Raw genomic sequence first — 24,835 nt, forward strand, 5'->3', positions numbered from 1 at the left:
TTGGGTTAACACAAGACACGAGAAATAGAAAAAAAACCGTAAAATTTATTTTATTTTTTTATCACTAGTACGCTTGGTTTTTTTGTATTGATCGCTCATATTTCGGCTCAAAAATGATGGGTGGAAATAAAAAATGAAAAAAATATATTGGTTAGGATTACTACCGAGTTTGGTGATGGCGCATGAGAGCGAGAAAAATTACGGTTATTCGTATTTTACTTTTGGGTTAGAAAATGTGACCTATCAAGAACATTATTCTAATTTGAGCTCAAATGTCACCATTATGAATCCTGTGCTAAATAGTGGCGGTTTGTATTACATTAACGACACGTTTGATTTCTCTATTGATGCACTGGCGTCATTTTCTCCATTATCCGATACGGAAAGTTGGCAAAATAACGGCGTATTGAGCCAAACTAATCAGCTTGAATACCTAAAAACAGCAACCAATATTCAGCTTCATTATAAATTAGATGAAGCATGGCGAGTAATTGGTGGGCCGGCATTAACCTATCAAACATACACTCGTTATGGCATGAAGAATCATAATGGTTTCGTCAATAAAGCGTTTTATGGCACTTGGGATGAAACCTCAACCGACATCTTTGTTGACCTTGGTGTAGCTTATGATAATGGAACGCTATTTAATGATAATAAATGGAAAATCAGCGGACGAGCCGTGTTTGGTTTACCTATTTACAGCGTGACAAAAAACACCCAATTTGAAGATGCTAGTTTTACTGATTTTGGATTCAGAACAATGATTGAGGGGACTGTGAGTTACGAGATTATGAAAGGGCTTCATCTCGGATGGTATGCCATGCTTGGTTATGAAAAACGCTTTGAAACAGATCGACAAGCGGTACAGTCTGAGACATGTAAAACAATGGTAGAAGGCGTCTGTACTGAGCGTGAAACCAAAAGTGGTTTTGCAACACTACCAGAAGCGGATATTTATACATTTAGTACCGGTTTACAGGCGCTTTGGAGCTTTTAGCCTGCGGTAGGCTAAGTACTAATATCTTAATCATATTTAAGTAAAACAAACCCCAATATGGCATCGGGGTTTGTTATATTAGAGCAATGAAGTTCGCGTAGATTAATCTTTTAAGTTATTAAAACTAAAAGATATCTCTTCATATTTTGCCGCGTACGGTGTATTTACTTCGCCATACAAAGTATGAATAGCTGAAGAGAGTCGTGATTGGCTTGAGAAATCCACATTACAATCGTCCCCTTTATCCTCATATGTAGTATCTAAATCCCACATCATCGGATTACCCGCAATGGAATAGTCAGCGGTAAATGAATAGATACTGGTTGCTTGGTCACATGTCATATTATGTAAAATTAAATTAGCATCAGCACTGCCCGTTTCGCCAGCTGGTACTCTAGAGGGAATAGAGGCCGTTACGCTTAATTGCTGTGGTTGAGCATCATCATCTAAAAAACTCACCTGACTGTTAATGTCCGTATCGAGCGGGTTAACGAGCACCGAATTAATGATTTCAGTGGATAAATAGCCAGTATTGAGGCTATACATACTCTCATTGCCCATACTTTCGCTATTATGCATCAGTAAATGTGGCTCACCATTAGTGGATATCTCTTGGGCTTGATAAGTTATTGTCATAAATTCACCATCCTCTTCTAGCTCAAAAGTAATGCGGTTTGAGGGCTGCTCTCGCGTATATTGACCATAATTCTCAAACCCATTACTTTCACTTGGGATAGTGCCGTCTGGAAAAACAGGACACTCACTATAACTTTCTAAGATGCGGGCGTAAGAATACAGGCTCGAATCAAGAGAGTTAAAGTAGCGAATTTCACACACCACGCCCGATCCAAGGTGATTTCCTGAGTCATCTCTTAACGATTCAATGGGTTTGATATAAATAAAGCGATCTTCAAGATTAGCACCGTATTCTATTTCTGGTGGTAAGTAATTTGACTTTACTTCTGGAAGAGAAAAAATGGCGTCAACATGCTCACCTTGTTTATCTACTCCTGAAATAATCAGGGCTTTCCCTGCTTCGGCCGCATATAAAGGCGTTCCCTCAATAGTCATTGATGAGGTGTTTTGGTCAAAAGAGTCAAGGCCATGAATATCAATGTGTTTTAGCTCAACATGGCTAAAGGTATCTGCTGGGTCGTGAAATAATGAGCTTAATGTGAGTGTGGCGCTAAATGGATCATCAACCGACAAATCCCACTGAGCAATGGTGTTTTGTAGCTGAGTGTGGCTCTCCACATTAATGCTGATATTTCTATCATCCTCTAAGATGGTAAATTCAAAGGTGACACTCGTTGTACTGACTTTTTCGTAGTTACTTTTGGGGTTATCAAGGGTACCTAAATTCAGCCCAATGTCATCCATCATTAAGGTGATAAGGTGTGTTCCACCACCTGAAACGAGGTTAGTCGATGATAATTTAAGGTTGCTTCCCCATAGAATACTTGCCGTAATACCCGTCGCCGATAAGGTCGGACTATAAAGGGTTATTGGCGATGAGTTACTGTTGCTACCGAGATCGTTATCGTTATTAAATAAATCGAAAAGCGATGCCTCGAATCCCTCAAAAGCCATGCCTTTTATTGGGCTTGGTAAACTTTGTTGTAAATAGGCTGCAAGGCTAGAGTTGATAGTAATCGGGGCGTTGCAGACTATCTCTCCCTCGGCGGTAATACTTAAAGTTTGTTCTGTGCTGCACTTAATAGGATTATTTGCTAACTGACTTGCGGTTGATGCAATAAGTAATGAATTCTTTTCATAGGCTATTGGGTCACTGATTTTAGTTGCAGTTAAATACTCAGCGGTATCTGTAAGTTCATTATTTTGTTCATTGATAAAGTGGGAGAAAAGGGGGCTTTTTTCTGTGTTTGCGATCCCTAATTCTGATCCAACTTTATTTATTGCGTTTTGCTTTAGTATCACTTCTTCTTTGGCTGTTCTTGCTTGATTTCTCTCTTTATTCATCTCTATCACGACTAAATCCGTCAGTGATGAGATGATTTTTTCATCGTTAGGGGTGCGTAACACTAGGGTTCCATCTTGCGACTTAACTGCGAGGTCACCTTGTAATGTAGTGGTAGTTGATAGACGGAATCGCCCCTTGGCATCCGTTGTAGTTAATGTTGGTTCCGAGTCAATATCTTGCAATCCATTATGGTTAATATCATCAAAAATAATGGAGTTTGGCATTGCCGGCACGGTTTGATGTGCAGTATCAAGCAATAGGTCATCGTTACACCCTGTTAAGGCGAAAAGAATAGTAATGGAAAGAATACGTTTTTTTATCATGAGTGTCTCTATTATTAGTCTTATTTATTTGGGTCGTGATAAATCAAATTTAATTTAAGCTCTTCTACCATATGAGCGTATTCAGGTTTTGGTTTGAGAATGTAGCTGTACACTTCACCTTCTACAAATTCATGGTAGTCGTCGTAATCTAAATCTAAATATGCAAAGGTTTTGTTGATGCTTGTGTCGGTTCTCATTTCACATTCAATGGGGTGGTTATTTTGAATATCGATTGAGGTCGATATAATTTCACTGAATCCCCCTTGTCCTCCCATTGTGGAACTTTGATAAAAGTAAGTGATGTCTTCACACTTCATATCATGAGTTTGAGAGTTAATGTTTAGATCAGAGTCTGCCTGATAATAGAGTGAATCAATTACCCTATTATCAAAAATGTAGATACCTGCTGTGACCGGTAAATAAGTGTATTTATTTTGTATGGGAGTACCTTGGTTATTCCGTATAGGCAAGAGATATTCAAATTTTTCCATTTGATATTGTTCCTGTCCGGTAGTGATGTTTAAGCGACTCTCCATTGCTATTTTGTCTTTTAATAGCGTATATGTTTCAACATGTTTACCACTGGACACGGTGGTTAAATGGCTTTCTCCTTTCCCCTTTGTTGATAGGTATGAATGTTTGATATCCCAAATTAAATTGTTATCAAATACAGAGCGGTTACTAGTCACTACCAGTGTTTTTTCTTCTAAATGATAGGTGCCAATTTGTTGTAATTTTTCAGCGTCAGGGCAGGTTTGCTTTGTGGTACTTTTGGCATAATAAGCCTGATTATCGCTAAACTTAAACGCTTCACAATAAACAGTTTCATACTCAAACCCTTCATCTAAAAAGAAATAACTGCTTTCTAATCGGTACCATATTTGATCTAAAAGAGGATGTTTTTTCTCTGTGATTGGAGCGTCACCGAGTATTGGAAGATCAAAATTAACGTGAACCCAAGCCTCTTCATTATCGCCATGTTGTTCATCTCTGGCGGAGATAATAAGAGTGCTTGGTTTCTCACTTGGTTTTGGTATTCCGGTAATGAGCAGCGCTCCTCGGTTTTTTAGGCTTAAGCCCTCAGAGAAAAAAGTTACACGAGTAGTAATAAAATCTCTCTCGGCGTCGATAAATAATCCATGAAAATTAAATACATAATTTACAGGTGTTGATTCAATAAACTCCCAATGGTTTAAGTGTTCTTGAAGGCGTTGTTGTATATTTTCATTTATGTCTGGTTTTTGATTTTCTTGTGAAAAAGATGGTTTATTTTCTAATGGTGTTGAGATCGTAGTGGATGAATTAGCATCACTTAAAAACGAGGCTAGTGGCACCTTATTCTTATTGTCTTTATTTATAGAGGTAGTAATAGGCAGTCGTGTTGATGTTTGTTGTTCTCTCTTTTTTGTCATTATCCCATCAGAGCTTGAGTGTACTTGTCCTATAGTAGGCCAGTTGGAATTTCTGGCTTCATCTTTATGATTTTCTTCATTTTTAATTGCATTGGTCTCTTGTTTTTTTTCTGTGATTGACGTCGGGCCCATATAAAAAAAACAGCCGCTTGTGAGTGAAACAATGGCAAAACTAACCCAATAGATAGACGGTAATGAAAAACGAACAGCCATTTTAAAGACCTAAAAAGTAAGAGATACAACAAGAGATAAGTAATGGGTTCATGCCATTCTTGACTGTAGCCAACAACGAGAGAATTTGAGATCTTTTTCAATCAAACTAATGCTACACTCTAAGAGTGAACCAATTTCTTTATTGTGTAAGCCCATTAAATATTTGAGTTTGATGACGTTCGATTGACGAGGATATCGAATACTAAAGTTATCTAACACTTTATCCATGATGACAAATAACTCAAAGCGGTCATTATCTTGTTCTATAGTGGTGGTCTTTTGGCGTTTTTGGGCTTGTAAAGTACGCGCATTATCGATCAGGATTTGACGCATAATTTTAGCAACCATGAGAAAAAACTCACGCTTTGAGCTTATACCTTCCAAATCCGAATGGGATAATTTGATGTAAGCATCATGAATTAAGGCCGTTGTGCTGTTCATGCTGTCATTGATGACATGATTATTGTCACCGTATTTTTCAGCACTACGTAGACGTTCTTCCTTGGCGATGCGGCGCAAGTGTAAATAAGCAAATTGATATAATTGATTTTCTGCTTCTTTATTTCCTGATTGCCACTGATGAATTATTTGAGTTAATTCTGATGAGTTTGTCATTATGTTCGTCCTGTTATTTTTCTAAACTCGGAGATCCGGAAAGTATTCATCTCTTCTGACCCATTAGGGTATCTGTACTTCTCTTGTTGGTAGCGATAAAGTAAGCCTTTATCCCATGTCGCACCGGCAGGAAGGTATTCCCAGGAGGTGTACTGTGGTTTTTTTCCTTTTTCATGCCAACGAACAAGTAAATTCATTTGTTCTAATTCGGCATAAGGTTCTGGGTTTTGTACCCACCACATATCCCCATACCGCTCGGTTACGTCGTTTGTATATGACGTTTTATTCGTAGAACAAATTTCTTTTTTTGATTGGGTGGTCAGTATTCTTTTATTTTCAATCAGTAGACAAGATTGCGTTATTTTTTCTCCTTCATATTGAGTCTGCTGCCAAACACCTTCGAAGGCGATAGTACTTCCTTTTGTCTTTTCATAAACAAAACCAAATGACTCGCCTTTATTTAGGTATTGAATATGTTCACTCTTTCCTAATCCTTGTGTTTTACTCATGTATAGTTGGGTTTCAGGATCAAAGTTCATAGCAACAGAACGATACTTCCAACTGTCTTCATCTTGGCGATTCTCAACACTAAATCCATTCAGGTCGCTACGAGTGCAACCTGATACGGAACAAGCAATAAGGCCTCCCCAACCCAAAGCTTTTTGGATTGGGATTTGATCATGAGATAAGGCTTTTTCTTTTATTAACTGACAACCGTTAAAGTAATCTCCAATACTTGGATATTGTGTGAGGTATTCTGTCCCGATCGAATACTCTATTCTTCCTAATGGTGGTGAGTATTTAGGGTGATCTTTGTATTTTAAGTCGTAATAGCAACGACGGCCTCTCCAGTCTTGTTTTTGAATATAAACAGAGACTAACCGCTTATTTAAAGGGCGATAAATCACTTCGTTAGAGGTGAAATTTTTTTCAATATAGCTTTGACTTTGATTAAGGTGATGTACCGCGTCTTTGATAGAAACGAGGTCTAAATCTAATTGTTGTGCAGACTGGTCAAGCGTAGAAAGATCTATCTGCTTTAGTTGTTGTTGAAAATCCGTATCGGATAATGCTCGACTGGCTAAGGTGATCTCATCACGGTTATTTGGTGTGCTGTCTAATGAGAGTAATAAACGTGTAAGATTAATGCTCTTACTCGGAGTGGTACTGGCAAGAGTTGGAGTAACCACTTCTTGAGCGGATAGAGTACTAATTAAATATCCAGAATTGTCTTTGCCTAAGAAAAAACGCACCACATCACCAGAGCGATAATCAAAAGCCCCCTTGCTAGTAACACCGGAAAGATTAGAACTGGTCTCGTAATAAAGGCCTGTCACAGGTGAATCAATAAAAAAACCGGTCTTAATGCCTGAATTGGCATGACTAGAAGTCGTGATACTCAAGAGTATAAATGGCATCCATTTCATTTTTTTCATGATTTATTCTTCTAAATATGAGTGGTTGTTTTGTTTTTTACTTTGCTGTTCCATATTTTTTTTGGGGACGGGAGTCATCATTGCTAGTAACATTTTTTGTTTGATATGAGTGGGCAAATCTGGATTTGATAGAATACGGCGACGAGTCAGTTCTAAGATTGATCCCACAGAAACCTGTGCAGCTTCTGTGCCTTTTGCATGAAACAATAAACGAGTTACCTCATACATCATATTTTCGGCAACTTGTTTCTCTTGTTCTAATTTTTGGTTTTGTAAAATGAGCACTGTAGAGAAACTTAGGATTAATGCGATTAATGTCGCCGCTAAAAAAGATTGTAACGGCCGGCGTCTTAACAGGCAGCGTAAAGTGTAAAATGGTATCGATTTTTTCTCAGCGAGCGGTCGATATTCTATGACTTTTGTAATGTCTTGGCGTAACTCAAAAACAGAAATATAGCGCGATTCCAATTTTTTTTGGGTTGCTTTGTTCTGTACAGTCAGAATATCGGAATGTGGTGGCTCATTTGGAAACAACAAGGTTAAAATCTTACCCAGAGAAAAGACATCACTCTGCTGTGTTAGATAATCTCCGGCCATTTGCTCTGGGCTGGCGTAATCAGCACTGTAAGCCAGTATCGCAGAATGCTCTGGGTTTGAATGGTGTTGCACTTTTTGTGTTAAGTTGAAATCGATCAATTTGGGTGCATGTTGTGCATCGATTAAAATATTTTCAGGCTTTAAATCCGCATGCAGTACTTGGTGTTGGTGTGCATGCTCAATCGCTTCACAAATGCGTTGAAATAAGGTCAATTTTTGTTTTTTCGATGGGATGGTGTTTGCAAGATAAGCATCTAATGTGCAGCCATGAATCTTTTCCATAACCACATAGATACACTCTTCATATCGACCACCATCAAATACCTTGGCAATATAAGGATGATTCAGGCGTGCTAATAGTTGCGCTTCTTCAAAAAGCGCATGCTTACTTAATACGTTATTTAACATAGGCTGAATGAATTTAATGGCTAATTCTTGCTCAAAGGTGTCATCAGCACGATGCGCAGAATAAACCACTCCCATACCGCCACGGCCCAATTCAGTAGTAAGCTTGTATTTATCAACTACTTGATTGCTAAAATCCCAATCATTAAGATCTGTTTTTTGGATGGAAAATTGAAACAGTTCAGCTACCTGCTCTGATCCTTCTTGGTCAAGAAGGGGTAATAATTCTTGATAGAGTGCAGGGTTGGTGATTTTAAGTTGTTGTAAATAGTCTTGCTTTTGTACAGAGTCATAATCCATTAATTGATAGAAAATATCTGTTACTGTACTACCTAGAGCCATGTTTTTTCTTATTATTATGGTATTAAAATGAGTAGCTCATTCCGGCATAAGGGCCAGCACTGGTTAATTCAATGATCTTTTCATCGATTTTTAGTGCTTTATACCCGAGGAAGGAAGAGATCCCTGATTTGAAATCATAGCCAACTTCAATACCGTACTGATAGCCAGTGCTGCGATAGTTCATTGTTGCGTCATAGGTTTGAAAATGAGAATCCACTTTCCCTATCCCTAGTAATACCGCTGAGTAAAGTTGTGTATTTGAATTAACAAATTTAGGTTTTATATTTATAAAAGTGGCAGACCCTTTGTAAATCATTACATTTGAATGATTACTTTGTCCCAGTTGGCGATATTCTGCTTCAATACCTAAGTGTACTAATTCGTGTGTATGAAATAGAAAACCTAAATGAGCGTTGTAACCAATGTCGGAGACTTCGCTAAGAGGAACTAAAAAGCCATTTAATTTGGTTTCATTGTTGATACTAAGCTCTGCACCAAAATAAAGATGGCCGATGTCATTTGCATAGGTTGGTGTGCTTAATAATCCAATAAGGAGAGTCGCTAGCCGAAAAGCTGACTTATTCATTGAGGAAGTGTATTTTTTATAAGTTTGGCATATTTTATATCTTTAGGTTACCAAGTCAATTTAAAGGTGACTATATTGTATGAATATTGAAAGCTTGCATAATTTCTTTATTTTTAGATAGTTACCTTAATTATTACACTCACGTAATAGTCATTTGCTTTTTACTGGGATAGTCATTTTTCAAATAAAGCTTACACTTAGTCTCATCAAATCGAGTTAATGCATAGAAGGTAATCATTATGGCTGAACACAACACTCCGCAATTTCAAGTTGGACACACGTTTACAGATCACCCGTTCCAAGAAGGTGATGGTGCAATGCTTGAGTTGTTCCGTAATGATTTACCAAATATGCTTTATGTTGGTCTTGGTAATATCACCGCTGATGAACAGGCGATTTTAGGTCAAACTGGCGCGCAACTTGGTGTCATTACTTCTGATAATGGCGGTTGTTTGGTTGTGGCAAGCTTTGGTGATTTAGCGTTTGAGATGCAATTAAACTCAGCGGCTATTCCTGACGATTACTTCACATTGACTGAAGATAAAACATTGTCTGTTTCGATGATAGCTGTAGATACTGCAACCAATTTATTATGTGCGATTCGTGAATTTACGTTACCTGAAGCATTAAGCCGTCAGTTTATCGAGGTAACAAAAGCACAGCGTGAATTAGGCGATGTAGATGTCGTAAATATGGAAAACATGCAGTTAATTAATTCACTAACACCAGAAGCTCTGCAAGAAAAAATGGAGTTTCACCCCCTACAAAGTGTGATCGCTGCACCGACTTGTGGCTGTGGTCATCACCATCATCACGATCACTCGCATTAAATTTAAATAGGTAAACTAGGAAACTATTTAAAAGAGCGTATGTCCTAATTGCACTCGTTCTTTATTATTTGTAGTTAACCAGTTGATGAAATTTGCGTTTCACAGACATGATTTTTTTAGATGGCCCCTCATTCTTGTATGTTGGGTTATCTTTGTCTGTGCGGCAAATAATATTGGTTTATTGAGTTCGTGTTCTTTACCGTTAGGAGAGTCAGTATCTAATTCTGCACAGCAAGTACAGGCAGAACAACAAGATAAAAATGGGCTAACCGACAAATGCGATCTTTCGGAGCACTTAGTCCATTTCGAACAACATCAAGTTGGCGAACATGCACTTATTGTACAGATATTTACGGTTCTTCTCGTAATAGGACTGTGTTTATCATTCAGCTATACCTCTTCATTTACCGAGCCTATTCTTCATAAAGGAAGGCGGCTTCACCTCAAGTTATGTGTTTTTAGAGAATAAATAATCGAATGTTTTATCGACATTCGACGTATATTTATTTTTAAAGGAAACACACATGCAAAAATCAGCAATGACAGTGCGTATAGTCTTATTTGGACTATTTGCGGTATTGTGCAGCGTATTTATATCCGTTGCTCAAGCAGAAACACCGAATACTGGATGGCTTAAAAACCCAAATCATACCCCGATTGAAACGCGTTTTGTTCTTACAGGGCAAATCAATAAAGTAGACCAAACCGTTGCCGGATTCTTAGAAGTTCGTCTTGCCGGTGATTGGAAAACCTATTGGAGAAGTCCTGGAGAAGGGGGAATAGCCCCGAGCATGACGTGGGAAGATTCTCAAAACATTCGCAGTATCGATTGGTATTGGCCATATCCGAAACGCTTCGATTTACTTGGGATTGAAACCCTAGGCTATAAGGGAAGTGTGATTTTCCCTATGACACTTCATATTGATGATCTCAATAAGCCTGTTACCTTTAAGGCTGATCTCACCTTGTCATCTTGTACTACTATCTGCGTACTGACTGACTATCCATTTGAACTTACGTTCACTCCTACCGATCTAACGCTTTCCAAAGAAGCGATGCACGTTTATGCCCAAGGGCTAAGTCAGGTTCCAAAAGAATCGGCATTGATCAGTGATGTAAAAGCGGTGTGGGATGCCACAAAAATGCAGCTTCAGGTTACAGCAACCAAAAACATGGGGTGGATTGCGCCTGATGTCTTGGTTGATGGCCCTTCCGATGAAATGCAGGATGATAATTTCTCTCGTCCAAAGATTGATGTGGATGGTGATGATATCACCGCAACATTCGATGTCAGCAGTTGGATGGGAACTCCTAATCTAATCGGTGAAAATATCAGTGTTACCTTAAAAGATAAGGAATTCATTGCTGAACAACCTGCAAGTATTCGCGATGGAATGATCACAAGCAGTAATGGATTCCAATCCATCGTAAAAATGATTCTATTTGCTTTATTTGGAGGTTTACTTTTAAACGTAATGCCATGTGTTTTCCCTGTGTTGGGAATGAAATTAAGTAGTGTTATCTCAGCCCAAGGTCTTGAGAAAAAACAGATTAAATTGCAGTTTTTAGCCTCTGCAAGTGGGATTATTTTTTCGTTTTGGCTTCTTGCTTCTTTTTTAGTTGCGCTCAAATTATCGGGTAATGCAATTGGGTGGGGCATTCAATTTCAGAGTGCATGGTTTATTGGAGTCATGACGCTTATTACGGCATTGTTCGGTGCCAATATGCTGAGCTTGTTTGAAATCCGATTATCATCAAACACCAACACTTGGATCGCATCAAAAGGAAACAACTCGTACTTTGGTCATTTCATTCAAGGTATGTTTGCCACCTTACTTTCTACCCCTTGCTCCGCACCTTTCTTAGGAACTGCGGTTGCTTTTGCTTTAGCAACAAACATCCCAACCATGTACGGCATTTTTACTGCGTTAGCGCTTGGTATGGCTCTACCATGGATATTGGTTGCCCTCTTCCCATCGATTGCTCTTTCATTGCCTAAACCCGGCCCATGGATGAGCAAGGTGAAGTATCTCTTTGGTGCAATGATGCTCATTACTAGCATTTGGTTACTGAACTTGCTTTCTAATCATCTCTCTGAATTTTGGGTTTATGCCATTGCCGTGATAGCAGGTGGTGCAATTTTGCTGCGGACGGTTCAAGTGCATAGTAAGAAAGCGGCGGGGTGGCTGAGTATTTTGTTTGCGATCGCATTTGGCTTTGGCACCGTGATAGACAGCATGACGTCAACTGATCTACTGCCTCAAGAGCCTAAATGGGTTCCGCTGTCGAGTGAATCTATTCAGCAATATGTGGATGAAGGAAAAGTGGTCTTTGTCGATGTTACTGCTGATTGGTGTGTGACCTGTAAGGCAAACAAAATCGGTGTATTGCTTCAAGAGCCGGTTTATAGCGAGTTAAACAGCGCCAATGTTGTACCTATGCAGGGAGACTGGACGGTTCCGAGTGAAAAAATCACCTCTTACTTACAAGAACATGGACGATTTGGAGTGCCATTTAACGTGGTTTATGGCCCTAGTGCGCCAAACGGCATCGAACTTCCGGTTATTTTGAATGAAAAAGCCGTTATGGATGCGATTAAAAAAGCAGGAAATAAACTGTAATGGGGAAAAAACAAAAAATGAAGCGCTGGGGTAAAGAGACACTGATTTACCTTCTGGTGATTATTATTTTTAGCTTTGCTGTTGATGCGTGGAGAACCAAGGATATGCCTGTTAATGCAACTCCTGCAGTCGCAGGGATTAGCACAACAGGAGAGTCGATAGATGTTATTGCGATGAGCCAAGAAAAACCTGTGGTGGTCTATTTTTGGGCGACGTGGTGTGCAGCGTGTCGATTTGTAACGCCAACCATTAATTGGTTCAGCGATGCTTATCAAGTTGTTGGCGTGAGTACGAGTTCTGGAGAGGACAGAAGAGTTTCTGGTTATATGAGAACTCACGAATATACCTTTAAAAATATTAATGATACGCGCGGCAATATTTCAAGAGAATGGGGCATTAGAGTGACCCCAACCATCGTCATTATTGATAAAGGCGAGATAAAAAACATCACCACGGGGATAACAACTCCGATGGGATTACTTGCTCGCTTATGGCTTATCTAAACAAATATATACGGACAATAAAAATGAAATTTAAAACGAAATTAATCACAACACTGGTAATGGCATGCTTATTTTCTCCTCTTGCTTCTGCAATGACTCAGTCGGAGAAAATTCAAGATATCAATGAGATGCTTAAAGGTAATCCTGCAATCATTGATAGTCTTCATGAAAGTTTAGCTATGTATATTGTTCAACAGGGGAAGTATGAGCAGACACTGGCAGATTATCATGACTATATGTACAACAACCCAAATCTACCGTGGTTTGGTGCGAAAGATCCTAAATTAACCATTGTTGTACTAACGGATTTAAGTTGTCCTTGGTGTAAAAAATTAGACCCAGTATTAATGAAGTTGGTCGAAGAGCATCCCGATGATCTTAAAGTGATAAATATTTATGTGCCGCTTAAAGAAGGTTCAAATCCGGCTAACTCGGCAACTTTTGCATTAAGAGTATGGAAAGAAAGCCCTGATAAATTCAATAAGGTCAATGAGACTTTATTAAGTAAACCGGGAATTCACAATATGCGCTCTATCATGAAGGTCGCAAAAGCAAATGATGCGGAAAAGTACGTATCAACGAATGACGAAGTTCAAGATATGGTAGCGAAGAACTACCAATTATTTACGGATTTAGGCGTGCGAGGAACCCCTGCTATGTTGATCGATGGTCAACTTCTTCCGGGCTATTTACCTTATGAAAAATTAGCACCCATGGTTGAAGCTAAAATCGCAGAAAAGTCGGGTAAGTAATGCCACTAACTGTCTAATTGAATTAAACGTGACTCAATAAAACAAAAACGCCGCCAATATTAACCATTGGCGGCGTTTTTTTATCGTTAAAACAGTCTAAAAATAGACTATCTCATGGTAACAAATTCTTCAGAACCTGTTGGGTGGATAGCGACAACGGCATCGAAATCAGCCTTAGTTGCGCCCATCTTCATTGCTACTGCAAAACCTTGGATCATTTCATCAACCGTAAAACCGATACCGTGTAGGCCAACAACTTTCTCGTCTTCGCCCGCACATACTAGCTTCATCTTACAAGGCTGACGGTGCTTAGTTACCGCTGTGTACATTGCTGTGAAGCCTGATGTGTACACTTTTACGTTGTCTTTGCCGTATTGCTCGTCAGCTTCTTGTTCAGTTAGACCAATCGTGCCAATTGGTGGGTGGCTAAACACAACAGTAGGAACTAATGTGTAGTCCATTTTTGCGTTTGTTTGACCGTTGAATAGACGCTCAGACAGTAAACGACCCGCTTTAACTGCGATAGGCGTTAGCTCAATGCCGCCTTCCATGATATCACCTACACAATAGATGCCTTTCACGTTAGTCTCTTGGTATTCATCAACCTTGATGTAACCGCGATCGTTAGTAGCTACGCCTGTTTTTTCTAGGTTGATAGCGTCAGTCGCAGGGTGGCGACCAATTGCCCAAATTAGGGTATCAACGTTTTGTGTTTCACCGTTTTCTAGGTGAAGCGTTAGGCTACCATCGGCTTCTTTAACCACTTCTTTTGGTACCGAGTGAGTATGAAGTGTTGGACCTTCAGTATTCATTACTTCAACCAACGTATCGATGATCATTGGGTCAAAGCTACGAAGAGGAGATTCTTTACGGCAGAACAGGTGAGTTTCAGTGCCTAGAGAGTGAAGAACACCCGCGATTTCAACTGCGATGTAACCTGCACCAATAACAGCAACACGTTTTGGTTGCTCCATCAGTTCAAAGAAACCGTTTGAATCGATACCGTGCTCAGCACCTGGAATATTTGGGATTGATGGACGGCCGCCAACAGCAATAAGGATATGATCTGCTGTGTAGTGTTCACCATTCACTTCAACGGTTTTTGCATCAACAAACTTTGCAAAGCCTTTAATTACATTGATTTTATTGTTACCAAGAACGCGATCGTAAGATTCATGAATACGACCAATGTACGCTTGGCGGCTTTCAATCATTTTGCCCCAGTTGAATTGTTTCAGTTCAACATCAAAGCCGTAATCTTCAGCGTATAAGTTAATCGCTTCAGCAACTTGAGCGCCGTGCCACATTACTTTTTTAGGAACACAACCTACGTTTACACACGTACCGCCAAGATCTTGTGCTTCGATAAGAGCAACTTTTGCGCCGTGCATAGCCGCACGGTTTGCTGATGCGATACCGCCAGAACCACCGCCGATACAGATATAATCAAAATGCGTAGCCATTACTTTCTCTCCAATAAATTTTTAATTCTTTTACATACTATGTATGAAATGCGACCAAATTTTTCTTTTTCAAGGTCTACGAGGTTTCAGGTCGCTTCGCTTGCAGGTTTCAGGAAGGAGATAAAACTGAGCAATGCTATCTTTTTCCTGAATCCTTTGAGGGAGCTTGCGACCGGCCTGAACCCTTATTTTTTTACTCTGGAACAATCCACTCGACTTTAAAGTGACCTGTTGCTGGTGCAATTGCTTCTTTCAAGAAAGGCAAAATTTCTTTCATTTGGCTTTCTAATTTCCACGGTGGGTTAATCACGATCATGCCAGATGCAGTCATACCACGCTCGTTAGTATCCGCAGAAACCCCCAACTCAATTTGTAGAATATTACGGATGTCTAATTTTTTAAGGCCCTTAATCATATCGTCGATGTCATGACGGTTAACGACTGGATACCAAATCGCGTAAATACCTGTTGCCCAACGTTTGTGGCTTTGGCCAATAGCGTTAACTACATCGTAATATTCTTTTGCAAGCTCATAAGGTGGGTCGATTAAGACTAATCCTCTGCGCTCTTTTGGTGGAAGACTTGCTTTTAGTCGTGCAAAACCGTCTTCTTTATAAATAGACACTTGGCGATCACGGTGAAACTCTTGCTCAAGCAGAGGGTGATCGGCAGGGTGGAGCTCGGTTAATACCATGCGATCTTGACGACGCAGGTGAGCACGACCAACGCGAGGTGAACCTGGGTAGTAACGCAGTTCTTCACCGTCGTTTAATTCAGTGATGGCATTTAGGTAGCTTGTGATCTCTTCAGGAAGGTCAGTTTGCTCCCAAAGACGAGCGATACCTTGCTTGTATTCGCCGGTTTTTTCAGACCATTCATGCGTTAAATCGTAACGACCAACCCCTGAGTGGGTGTCGTGATAAACAAATGGCTTATCTTTTTGCGTTAATGAATTAAGGATAAGACTTTGAACAATGTGCTTAACCACATCGGCATGGTTGCCTGCATGAAAACTGTGACGATAACTTAGCATGGATGAACTCTCACTATTGGAATCACATGATTATACCCAAGTTTATCGCTCAATGTGTGTACTCTTGTACCAGCCATTGAAATTTTATCCATTAAGCACCATCTTTAAGGGATAAGCCGATCCTAAAAACGAAAAATAGAAAAGGAATGAATATGTCTAACCCGTTACTTACCTTTACTGATTTACCGCTGTTTTCTCAAATTAAGCCTGAGCATATTCAGCCTGCGGTAGAGCAAGCCATTGCCGATTGTCGCGCAAAAATTGAAGAAGTATTAGCTTCTGACGCAGCCCCTACATGGGACAGCATTATTGTTCCTCTGGCTGAAACTGATGACCGTCTTAGTCGTATTTGGTCGCCAGTAAGTCATTTGAACTCAGTACAAAACAGTGAAGCACTGCGTGAAGCGTATGAAGCGTGTTTACCTGCGTTATCTGAGTACGGCACGTGGGTTGGTCAAAACAAAGGACTGTACGAGGCGTATAAATCAATTAAAGAGAGCGAGTCGTTTGCAACCCTGTCTCAAGCTCAGAAAAAAACAATCGTGGATGAGCTGCGTGATTTTGAATTATCAGGCATTGGTTTACCGGCTGATCAACAAAAGCGCTACGGTGATATCAGCAAACGTACCTCAGAACTAAGCTCAAACTTCAGCAATAACGTGCTTGATGCAACCATGGGTTGGTCAAAACACATTACCGATGAAGCGGAATTATCAGGGTTACCAGAATCAGCAATGGCAGCAGCAAAAGCCGCGGCAGAAGCGAAAGAATTAGACGGTTGGTTACTGACACTAGAAATGCCATCGTACATTCCAATCATGACTTATGCTGATAATAAACCACTGCGCCGTGAAATTTACGAAGCGTTCGTGACTCGTGCATCGGATCGCGGTCCAAACGCCGGAAAGTGGGATAACAGCGATTTAATTTCTGAAGAGCTGCAACTTCGTCATGAAGTCTCGCGTCTATTAGGTTTTGCTTCTTACAGTGAAAAGTCACTAGCAACCAAAATGGCGGAAAGCCCAACGCAAGTACTTGGCTTCTTAAATGATTTAGCAGCGAAAGCGAAACCACAAGGTGAGCGTGAAGTTGAAGAGTTAAAAGCTTTTGTAAAAGAAGAGTTTGATATTGATGAGTTAGATCTGTGGGATGTGACTTATTACTCTGAAAAACTAAAACAAAAGCTATACCAAATCTCTGATGAAGAATTGCGCCCTTACTTCCCTGAATCAAAAGCCGTGTCTGGCCTATTTGAGGTCTTAAACCGTGTGTTTGGTATGACGGTAGTTGAGCGTGAAGGTGTTGACGTATGGCATGAGTCAGTGCGTTTCTTCGATATCTTTGATTCTACCAATACCTTGCGTGGTAGTTTTTACTTAGATTTATACGCGCGTGAGCACAAGCGTGGTGGCGCATGGATGGACGAGTGTCGTGTGCGTCGTATTACTGAAAATGGTGAACTGCAAACGCCAGTGGCGTACCTAACGTGTAACTTCAGTAAGCCTGTTGGTGGTAAACCAGCGCTGTTTACTCATGATGAAGTGGTTACTTTATTCCACGAATTTGGTCACGGTATTCACCACATGCTAACGCAAATTGATGTGGCGTCAGTGTCTGGTATCAATGGTGTGCCTTGGGATGCGGTTGAATTGCCAAGCCAGTTCTTAGAAAACTGGTGTTATGAAGAAGAAGCATTGGCGTTTATTTCTGGTCACTATGAGACGGGTGAGCCATTACCAAAAGAGATGCTAGATAAAATGCTTGCGGCGAAAAACTTCCAATCAGCGATGTTTATTTTGCGTCAGCTAGAGTTCGGCATGTTCGATTTCACGCTGCACACAAATTACGATCCTGATTTAGGTGCAAAAGTATTAGAAACGCTGGCTGAAGTAAAAGCGAAAGTCGCGGTATTACCAAGTGTTGAGTGGAACCGTTTTTCTCACAGCTTTAGCCATATCTTTGCAGGTGGTTACGGTGCGGGTTATTACAGCTACCTATGGGCAGAAGTATTATCAGCGGATGCGTTCTCTCGTTTTGAAGAAGAGGGTATTTTCAATACAGAAACAGGCCAAAGTTTCTTGAATAATATTCTTGAGATGGGTGGTAGTGAAGAGCCTATGGAATTATTCAAACGCTTCCGTGGCCGTGAGCCACAAGTGGATGCGATGCTGCGTCATGCGGGTATTGGAGCTTAAGGTTTCAGGCCGCTTCGCTTGCAGGGTTCAGAAAGAGCAATAAAATCCTCCTGAATCCTGAATCCTGAATCCTGAATCCTGAATCCTGAATCCTGAATCCTGAATCTCAAGCTCCTCTGAACTCTTCAAGGGAGCTTGCGACCGATCTGAACTCTGCTTTTAAGCCCACTCAATCTCTTCGTCTGCGTGCTTCTGACACTCCTCTTTTACCATCTCGATAAACTCCATGCCCGTCTTAGAACATGTCCATTTCTCATCAGTATAAGCAAAATGGAAGCCGCCAGATTTTGACGCTAACCAGATCTCGTGCATTGGTTCTTGTTTGTTAATTACGATTTGGCTGCGGTTTTCAAACTCTAGTGTTAATACGTTTCCAGTAATAACCGGTTCAATATCAGCACCTGAATCATCGATCATATCTTCGATTAATTGCAGTTTTTCATCGACTAGTTCGTGAAATTCAGTGTTATTCATCTTGTTTATCCTATTGCTTTTCTTGGCTGTGGTGCGATTATAGAGAGCATAACCAGATATTAACACTAATGGTAAAATCTTATGCAAAAAAGAGTGATGGCGTTAATGCTATTGAGTGCCTTAACACTGGCTGGCTGTGGTCAAACAGGATCGTTGTACATGCCAGCAGATGAAGCACCAAAAACAGAAGTAGCAGAATAATTTATTTGTAGTCAGTGTATTTGAATAATCACTGGCTAATAAACACTGAACTAGACAAGGAAGATGACATTGGATTATTTCAATTATAAGGATGATGGACAACTTTGGGCTGAAGAGTTACCCGTTGCACAATTAGCAGAACAGTATGGTACGCCATTGTATGTGTATTCTCGCGCGACATTAGAGCGTCATTGGAATGCCTTTGATAGCTCTGTCGGTGAGCAACCTCACCTTGTGTGCTATGCGGTTAAAGCAAACTCAAATATTGGTGTGTTGAATGCACTTGCCCGTCTAGGCTCAGGTTTTGATATTGTGTCTCAAGGTGAGCTTGAGCGCGTTGTGGCAGCGGGTGGCGACCCAACAAAAGTCGTTTTCTCTGGTGTAGGTAAAACGGCTGACGAAATGCGTCGTGCGTTAGAACTTAATATTAAATGTTTTAATGTGGAATCAGAACCAGAGCTTGAGCGCTTAAATGCCGTTGCTACTGAAATGGGGGTTATAGCGCCGATTTCATTACGTATTAATCCCGATGTGGATGCAAAAACACACCCGTATATTTCAACAGGGTTGCGTGATAATAAATTTGGTATCGCCTTTGATCGCGCACCTGAAGTATACAAATTTGCACAAACTTTATCGAACCTAGATATCCAAGGTATTGATTGCCATATAGGTTCTCAGCTGACTGATATTGCCCCATTTATCGACGCAACCGATCGTCTACTTACCTTAATTGATGATTTAAAAGCGCAAGGTGTCAATATTCGCCATCTTGATGTGGGTGGTGGTTTAGGTGTGGTTTATCGTGATGAATTACCGCCACAACCATCAGAGTACGCAACCGCATTATTAAGTCGCTTAGCGGGTCGTGAAGATCTTGAGCTGATTTTTGAACCGGGCCGTGCCATTGCTGCAAATGCCGGTATTTTAGTGACTAAAGTTGAGTTCCTAAAACACACAGAACATAAAAACTTTGCCATCATTGATGCGGCAATGAATGACTTAATGCGTCCTGCATTATATCAAGCGTGGCAAGATATTGTGCCGGTAACGCCTCGTGAAGGTGAAGCGCAAAGCTATGATTTAGTTGGGCCTATTTGCGAAACCGGTGATTTCTTAGGTAAAGATCGTGACTTAGTTCTCGAAGCGGATGACTTACTTGCCGTTCGTTCGTCTGGAGCCTATGGTTTTGTGATGTCATCAAACTATAATACGCGTACGCGAGCAGCAGAAATTATGGTGGATGGCGAGCAAGTGCATCTTGTTCGTAAAAGAGAAGAGTTAAACTCACTCTGGGAGCTAGAATCCATCTTACCGAATTAACTTAGATTTAAAGAGCAGGGAACCTAAGGCGACTTGCTCTTTTGCTATTCAACCTAAAAGAAAAAATAAGAAGAACAACTATGCACTTTCATTTTTCTAAAATGCACGGGCTAGGCAATGACTTTATGGTTGTTGATTGCTTAACTCAAAATATTTTCTTTTCGCCAGATCTGATCCGTCGCTTAGCCGACCGTAACCGTGGTATCGGTTTTGACCAGCTCTTGGTGGTTGAAGCCCCTTATGATCCAGAAACTGATTTCCATTATCGAATTTTTAACGCGGATGGCACTGAAGTAGAACAGTGTGGCAATGGTGCGCGTTGTTTTGCTCGTTTTGTACGAATGAAAGGCTTAACCAATAAAATCAGTATTTCGGTCAGTACCAAAAAAGGCAAGATGACCTTAAAAGTGGAAGATGATGATCAAATAACGGTAAACATGGGTGAACCAGTATTTGAGCCAAATAAAATTCCATTTAAAGCGACTCAAGCTGAGAAAACCTATTTATTACGAGCAGACGATAAAACACTTTTCTGTGGTGCAGTAAGTATGGGTAATCCACACTGTGTGACGGTCGTGGATGATGTTGATAATTATGACGTTGATAAATACGGACCATTAGTTGAAGGTCATGATCGCTTCCCTGAGCGTGTGAATGCAGGCTTTATGGAAATCGTGTCACCTAATGAAGTGAAATTACGAGTTTATGAGCGCGGTGCTGGTGAAACTCAAGCGTGTGGAAGTGGTGCGTGTGGCGCGGTTGCTATTGGTATCATGCAAGAATTATTAGCTGAAGAGGTTAACGTCTCTCTGCCCGGTGGTGATTTGCAGATCTCATGGAAAGGCCCAGGTTACCCGTTGTTTATGACAGGCCCTGCAACACATGTTTATGATGGCCAATTATCAATATGAATAAAGTGACATCAATAGAGCCGCAACCAACACAAATAACGGAAGATGTTGTGGCTCAATTTTTAATGGACCACCCTGATTTTTTTCAGCAGTATCCAGAGTTACTTGGACGAATTAAAGTCGATACGCCTGAGCGTGGTGTGGTGTCTTTAGTTGAAGTGCAAGTCAGTAAATTGCGTGATCGCATTGGTGATTTAGAAGAAGAAATCACTCAACTGATGTCATTGGCTGCAAAAAACGATCGTCTATTTCATGATTTTGCTAATGTACAAAAACAATTACTGATGTGCGAAGATTTTTCTCAAGCAGCGAAAGTGATTGAGCAAAAGGCACTATCTCTTAATTTAACTGCGCACATAAAGATCATTGGTCATTCTCATCCTAAATACCATATCGAGAAAATGGCACTCGATAATTTCAGTAAAAAGTTTTTGAATGGGCACTCTGCTTATTTAGGGCGTTTACGCCAAGCGGAACGTGATAAGTTACTGGCTTATGGTGGGCTTAATCATTCAAGTACCGAACTTGGTTCATTTGCTGTTCTTCCATTAGGACAATCGACGCCAATGGGGATTATTGCGTTTGCTAGCCATGATGGCGGTCACTTTGAACCAAATATGGACACGTTGTTTTTAGATCAGCTGGTTAGTGTGTTTCATTATTTATTAACGCAATGGTCGAAATCTTCTCATGAGTGATGTATTACCTGCTCAATACTCCAAACATCTTGATGCCTTCTATGAGTTCTTACGTAACGAAAAAGGCCTAAGTATTTACACCCAACGCAGCTATAAACGCCAACTCACCACGATTGCCGAGCAATTGATTGAGCTGGGCGTTGAATCTTGGCAAGAGGTTGATGCGGGCTGGGTGCGTCAAATTACCAGTAAAGGCATGCGTGAGGGGCTAAAAGCGAGTAGCTTATCAACGCGTTTATCTTCACTACGCAGTTTTTTTGATTTTTTGGTATTACGTAATGTATTAACCGCTAATCCTGCGAAAGGCGTGTCAGCACCTCGTAAGTCACGCCCATTACCAAAAAATATCGATGTTGATGAAATGGGGCAATTACTCGAAGTAAACGAAGATGACCCATTATCGATTCGAGATCGTGCCATGATGGAATTGATGTATGGTGCCGGTTTACGTTTGGCTGAATTAGTGGGTATTGATGTTCGTGACATTCAATTACGCCAAGGTGAATTGCGAGTGATTGGTAAAGGGAATAAAGAACGTAAAGTTCCTTTTTCTGGTCAAGCGAAAGAGTGGTTAGGGCATTGGTTGCAAGTTCGAAATCAACTCGCTAAACCAGAAGAAACCGGATTATTTGTTTCTAAATTGGGTGTTCGCATTTCGCATCGAAATGTGCAAAAGCGAATGGCTGAGTGGGGAATGAAACAAGGAGTCAATAGTCATATTAGTCCGCATAAATTACGTCACTCATTTGCGACACATATGCTGGAGTCGAGTGGTAATTTACGTGCTGTTCAAGAATTACTTGGGCATGAAAATATTTCTACTACGCAAATTTATACCCATTTAGATTTTCAACATCTTGCTCAAGCGTACGACCAAGCGCATCCAAGAGCAAAGAAAAAATAAATAGTAGTTAACTACTTGGCCTATGATAGGCCAAGTAATCTGTAAGCTTATTTTAGTAGTAGATTTTCTAAGTAATGAGCAACTGCTTCATCTGCAGATGAGCCAATAACTTCATTATTTGGTAGGGCTTTTTTTACTTTTTCATGCGATGTTCCCATCACAATCCCTTTGCCTGCCATGCTTAACATTTCGTAATCGTTCATGCCATCACCAAAAGCGATGCAGTTCTCTAACGTTTTACCAAGTAACTTAGCAACCGCTTCTAATGCGGCACCTTTAGATACTTCAGCGGCCATTACTTCTAAACACCAAGGCGTAGAAAAAGCCACCATTAACTCATCACCAAATTGTGCTTTTAGCTTGGTCTCATATTCTACCAAGTAGTCATGCTCTGGCATGGTTACAAAGATTTTTGCGATATTCTCAACAGGGGGGTTATTTGCATCAAATAAGGTGTAAGTGAATCCATTATCATGAAAATCTTTTAGGCTTTCGTCTTCTTTATGCATAAACCATTTATCGTCTGAGTACATATGAATAGATAAAGATTCATCGTCTTTTAATAGATTTAGTACTTGTGGGATAAAAGCTTCAGGAAGATTTTTACTGTAAATAAGATTGTCATCGGCATCATGAACACGAGCGCCGTTAGAAGTGATCATGTAAGCCGGGATGCCGACATCTTTACGAATATTACCGACATCAATGTGATGACGGCCCGTTGCAAAAATAAAAGTAAGGTCTTGTTGGTGCAGTTTATTTAGTGTTTTTTTAGTAAAGTCTGCAATTTTATGCTCAGGTGTAAGTAGTGTGCCGTCAAGATCAGATGCAACGATAGTAATCATAAAGCCTCAGGAATAAAGAATAGATTCAAAAATAACTGAGTTCAGTTTACGTCACTTTATAAAGAAAAAAGAGGGTAAAGATAACAATATTGCTTTTCCTCTTTTTACTTTAGCTAGGCATCACATTTCTAATGGCGATCTATGTTGCTGAAAGAAGTCGAGAATATTTGAGAGCGCTTGATTTCGGCAAACATCAGATTCAAAAAGCAGTTCGTGTTTTGCATTTTTAATGGTGATTAATTGGCAATCGGGGGCATTTTTTTGAAAAGTAGTATGCGCATTATTATCCACAATACGGTCGTTTTCTCCCTGAAGTAACAACACAGGGACAGAGCAAGAAGCGGCTTGTTCTACGCAGAGTTTTGAGCCTTTTAAACTTTGATTTACCCAGTGATTACTTGGTCCACCTATCTGAAGTTCGGGTTTTAGATCGTATAACTCACGGAACCATTGATAGCGAATTTCACAGGTGGTTAATGTGTTATCTAAAAAGGGTTTTGCATGGTAGGGAGCTTGCCCTAAAGCATAAGAGGGTTGTGAGGCCCAGCGACTTAAATAACGACTTATAGGACCCGCAATGGGTTTTAACCAAGGTTGAATATGAATACCGTGCATTGGCGCACTTAATGCTACTGCGGAATATGGGTGTGAATGAGTTTCCACATATTGAGTTACAATTGCGCCGCCCATAGAGTGGCCAAGTAAATAGCAATCTTGGTAATCTTCAGGCGCAATTAAGTGCTGAGTCATGCTGTTTAGATCAAGAATGTAATCATTAAACTCTTCAATATGACCGATATCGCGATTGGTAGTCAGTCGCTCAGAAAGTCCCTGCCCACGGTGATCAAAAGAATAAATATCATAACCTTGACAAAATAGGTCATAAAACAGTTCTTGGTATTTATAAACACTTTCAATACGACCATTAACCACCATGATGGCTTTACGGTTCGCAGGGCTAGTAAAACTCACCCAATGCAGTTGCGTCTCTTTTTCGCCTTGATAAAAGCCGTGCTGACGCCTTTCCCAAAATGGTGTGACGTGCTTTTGCATTGTTTCAAGATAATGTGATTCTTGAGTAAAGGCGATTTTGTTCATTAGGCTCACAACATGACAGTAAATAAGTGGGTTGATATTATTATATACTAAGTTCTCTTGAGGAGGAGAAATGAGCA

General features: G+C 40.3%; 22 protein-coding genes. 11 read left to right on the forward strand and 11 right to left on the reverse strand.

All coding sequences use genetic code 11. From position 1 onward, the window contains the following. Positions 1-133 precede the first annotated feature (133 nt). On the forward strand, positions 134-997 hold the full coding sequence (locus tag PVK63_RS17405; RefSeq protein ID WP_130087955.1) for a hypothetical protein: 864 nt from the start codon (positions 134-136) through the stop codon (positions 995-997). Between the two features lie 102 nt (positions 998-1,099). Here the strand turns inward: PVK63_RS17405 and PVK63_RS17410 are convergent, their stop codons facing one another. Genes PVK63_RS17410 through PVK63_RS17435 form a run of 6 tightly spaced genes read right to left on the reverse strand, consistent with a single transcriptional unit; the run spans position 1,100 to position 8,907 of the window. Beyond that, entirely contained in the window at positions 1,100-3,301 is a 2,202-nt protein-coding gene (locus PVK63_RS17410; protein ID WP_130087954.1) for a hypothetical protein, read from the reverse strand. A 20-nt stretch (positions 3,302-3,321) separates the two neighbouring features. After that, positions 3,322-4,926, reverse strand: a complete 1,605-nt coding sequence (locus PVK63_RS17415) for a hypothetical protein (protein ID WP_130087953.1) — start codon at positions 4,924-4,926, stop codon at positions 3,322-3,324. 48 nt (positions 4,927-4,974) lie between these two features. Beyond that, on the reverse strand, positions 4,975-5,541 hold the full coding sequence (locus tag PVK63_RS17420; RefSeq protein ID WP_130087952.1) for an ECF-type sigma factor: 567 nt from the start codon (positions 5,539-5,541) through the stop codon (positions 4,975-4,977). Then, entirely contained in the window at positions 5,541-6,977 is a 1,437-nt protein-coding gene (locus PVK63_RS17425) for a chromosome partitioning protein ParA (RefSeq protein ID WP_242511090.1), read from the reverse strand. Before PVK63_RS17425 ends, PVK63_RS17420 begins: the two co-directional genes overlap by 1 nt. Positions 6,978-6,980: 3 nt before the next feature. Next, complete coding sequence (locus PVK63_RS17430; RefSeq protein WP_130087951.1) at positions 6,981-8,321, reverse strand: serine/threonine protein kinase; 1,341 nt, start codon at positions 8,319-8,321, stop codon at positions 6,981-6,983. 22 nt (positions 8,322-8,343) lie between these two features. Beyond that, positions 8,344-8,907 (reverse strand): outer membrane beta-barrel protein, encoded by a 564-nt coding sequence (locus PVK63_RS17435; protein WP_130048584.1) that lies wholly within the window; start codon positions 8,905-8,907, stop codon positions 8,344-8,346. 239 nt (positions 8,908-9,146) lie between these two features. Between PVK63_RS17435 and PVK63_RS17440 the strand changes: the two genes are divergently transcribed. From PVK63_RS17440 to PVK63_RS17455, 4 genes are all read left to right on the forward strand, one after another. Beyond that, positions 9,147-9,737, forward strand: a complete 591-nt coding sequence (locus PVK63_RS17440) for a hypothetical protein (RefSeq protein WP_130048583.1) — start codon at positions 9,147-9,149, stop codon at positions 9,735-9,737. A gap of 524 nt (positions 9,738-10,261) precedes the next feature. Then, complete coding sequence (locus PVK63_RS17445) at positions 10,262-12,358, forward strand: protein-disulfide reductase DsbD family protein (protein WP_130087949.1); 2,097 nt, start codon at positions 10,262-10,264, stop codon at positions 12,356-12,358. Beyond that, positions 12,358-12,861: a protein disulfide oxidoreductase gene (locus PVK63_RS17450; RefSeq protein ID WP_165371229.1), complete on the forward strand. Its 504-nt coding sequence runs from the start codon at positions 12,358-12,360 to the stop codon at positions 12,859-12,861. Before PVK63_RS17445 ends, PVK63_RS17450 begins: the two co-directional genes overlap by 1 nt. Positions 12,862-12,884: 23 nt before the next feature. Then, a complete protein-coding gene (locus tag PVK63_RS17455; protein WP_130087948.1) occupies positions 12,885-13,613 on the forward strand; it encodes a DsbA family protein in 729 nt (242 codons plus the stop codon). A 107-nt stretch (positions 13,614-13,720) separates the two neighbouring features. On the opposite strand, the gene gorA is transcribed toward PVK63_RS17455, so the two are convergent. Both gorA and PVK63_RS17465 read right to left on the reverse strand, forming a co-directional pair. Next, on the reverse strand, positions 13,721-15,076 hold the full coding sequence (gorA, locus tag PVK63_RS17460) for a glutathione-disulfide reductase (protein WP_130087947.1): 1,356 nt from the start codon (positions 15,074-15,076) through the stop codon (positions 13,721-13,723). Between the two features lie 193 nt (positions 15,077-15,269). Then, a complete protein-coding gene (locus tag PVK63_RS17465; protein WP_130087946.1) occupies positions 15,270-16,109 on the reverse strand; it encodes a 23S rRNA (adenine(2030)-N(6))-methyltransferase RlmJ in 840 nt (279 codons plus the stop codon). Between the two features lie 152 nt (positions 16,110-16,261). On the opposite strand from PVK63_RS17465, the gene prlC reads away from it, so the two are divergent. After that, positions 16,262-18,304 (forward strand): oligopeptidase A, encoded by a 2,043-nt coding sequence (prlC, locus tag PVK63_RS17470; RefSeq protein WP_130087945.1) that lies wholly within the window; start codon positions 16,262-16,264, stop codon positions 18,302-18,304. 159 nt (positions 18,305-18,463) lie between these two features. Here the strand turns inward: prlC and cyaY are convergent, their stop codons facing one another. Further along, positions 18,464-18,778 (reverse strand): iron donor protein CyaY, encoded by a 315-nt coding sequence (gene cyaY / locus PVK63_RS17475; RefSeq protein WP_130045665.1) that lies wholly within the window; start codon positions 18,776-18,778, stop codon positions 18,464-18,466. An 81-nt stretch (positions 18,779-18,859) separates the two neighbouring features. On the opposite strand from cyaY, the gene lptM reads away from it, so the two are divergent. The 5 genes from lptM to xerC all read left to right on the forward strand — a co-directional run bounded on the left by lptM (position 18,860) and on the right by xerC (position 22,815). Beyond that, a complete protein-coding gene (gene lptM / locus PVK63_RS17480; protein ID WP_130087944.1) occupies positions 18,860-18,979 on the forward strand; it encodes an LPS translocon maturation chaperone LptM in 120 nt (39 codons plus the stop codon). 69 nt (positions 18,980-19,048) lie between these two features. Next, complete coding sequence (gene lysA / locus PVK63_RS17485; RefSeq protein ID WP_130087943.1) at positions 19,049-20,302, forward strand: diaminopimelate decarboxylase; 1,254 nt, start codon at positions 19,049-19,051, stop codon at positions 20,300-20,302. 80 nt (positions 20,303-20,382) lie between these two features. After that, on the forward strand, positions 20,383-21,213 hold the full coding sequence (gene dapF, locus PVK63_RS17490) for a diaminopimelate epimerase (RefSeq protein ID WP_130048578.1): 831 nt from the start codon (positions 20,383-20,385) through the stop codon (positions 21,211-21,213). After that, positions 21,210-21,911, forward strand: coding sequence for a DUF484 family protein (locus tag PVK63_RS17495; RefSeq protein WP_130087942.1), 702 nt, complete (start codon positions 21,210-21,212; stop codon positions 21,909-21,911). The genes dapF and PVK63_RS17495 overlap by 4 nt, the downstream gene beginning before the upstream one ends. Beyond that, a complete protein-coding gene (xerC, locus tag PVK63_RS17500) occupies positions 21,904-22,815 on the forward strand; it encodes a tyrosine recombinase XerC (protein ID WP_130048576.1) in 912 nt (303 codons plus the stop codon). The genes PVK63_RS17495 and xerC overlap by 8 nt, the downstream gene beginning before the upstream one ends. Positions 22,816-22,862: 47 nt before the next feature. Here xerC and PVK63_RS17505 read toward each other — a convergent pair whose 3' ends face one another. After that, positions 22,863-23,660: a Cof-type HAD-IIB family hydrolase gene (locus PVK63_RS17505; protein ID WP_130048575.1), complete on the reverse strand. Its 798-nt coding sequence runs from the start codon at positions 23,658-23,660 to the stop codon at positions 22,863-22,865. Positions 23,661-23,780: 120 nt separating this feature from the next. After that, entirely contained in the window at positions 23,781-24,758 is a 978-nt protein-coding gene (locus tag PVK63_RS17510) for an alpha/beta fold hydrolase (protein ID WP_130087941.1), read from the reverse strand. Positions 24,759-24,835 lie beyond the last annotated feature (77 nt).

It is taken from the genome of Aliivibrio sp. S2TY2 (genome assembly GCF_028765525.1).
GTDB lineage: Bacteria > Pseudomonadota > Gammaproteobacteria > Enterobacterales > Vibrionaceae > Aliivibrio > Aliivibrio finisterrensis_A.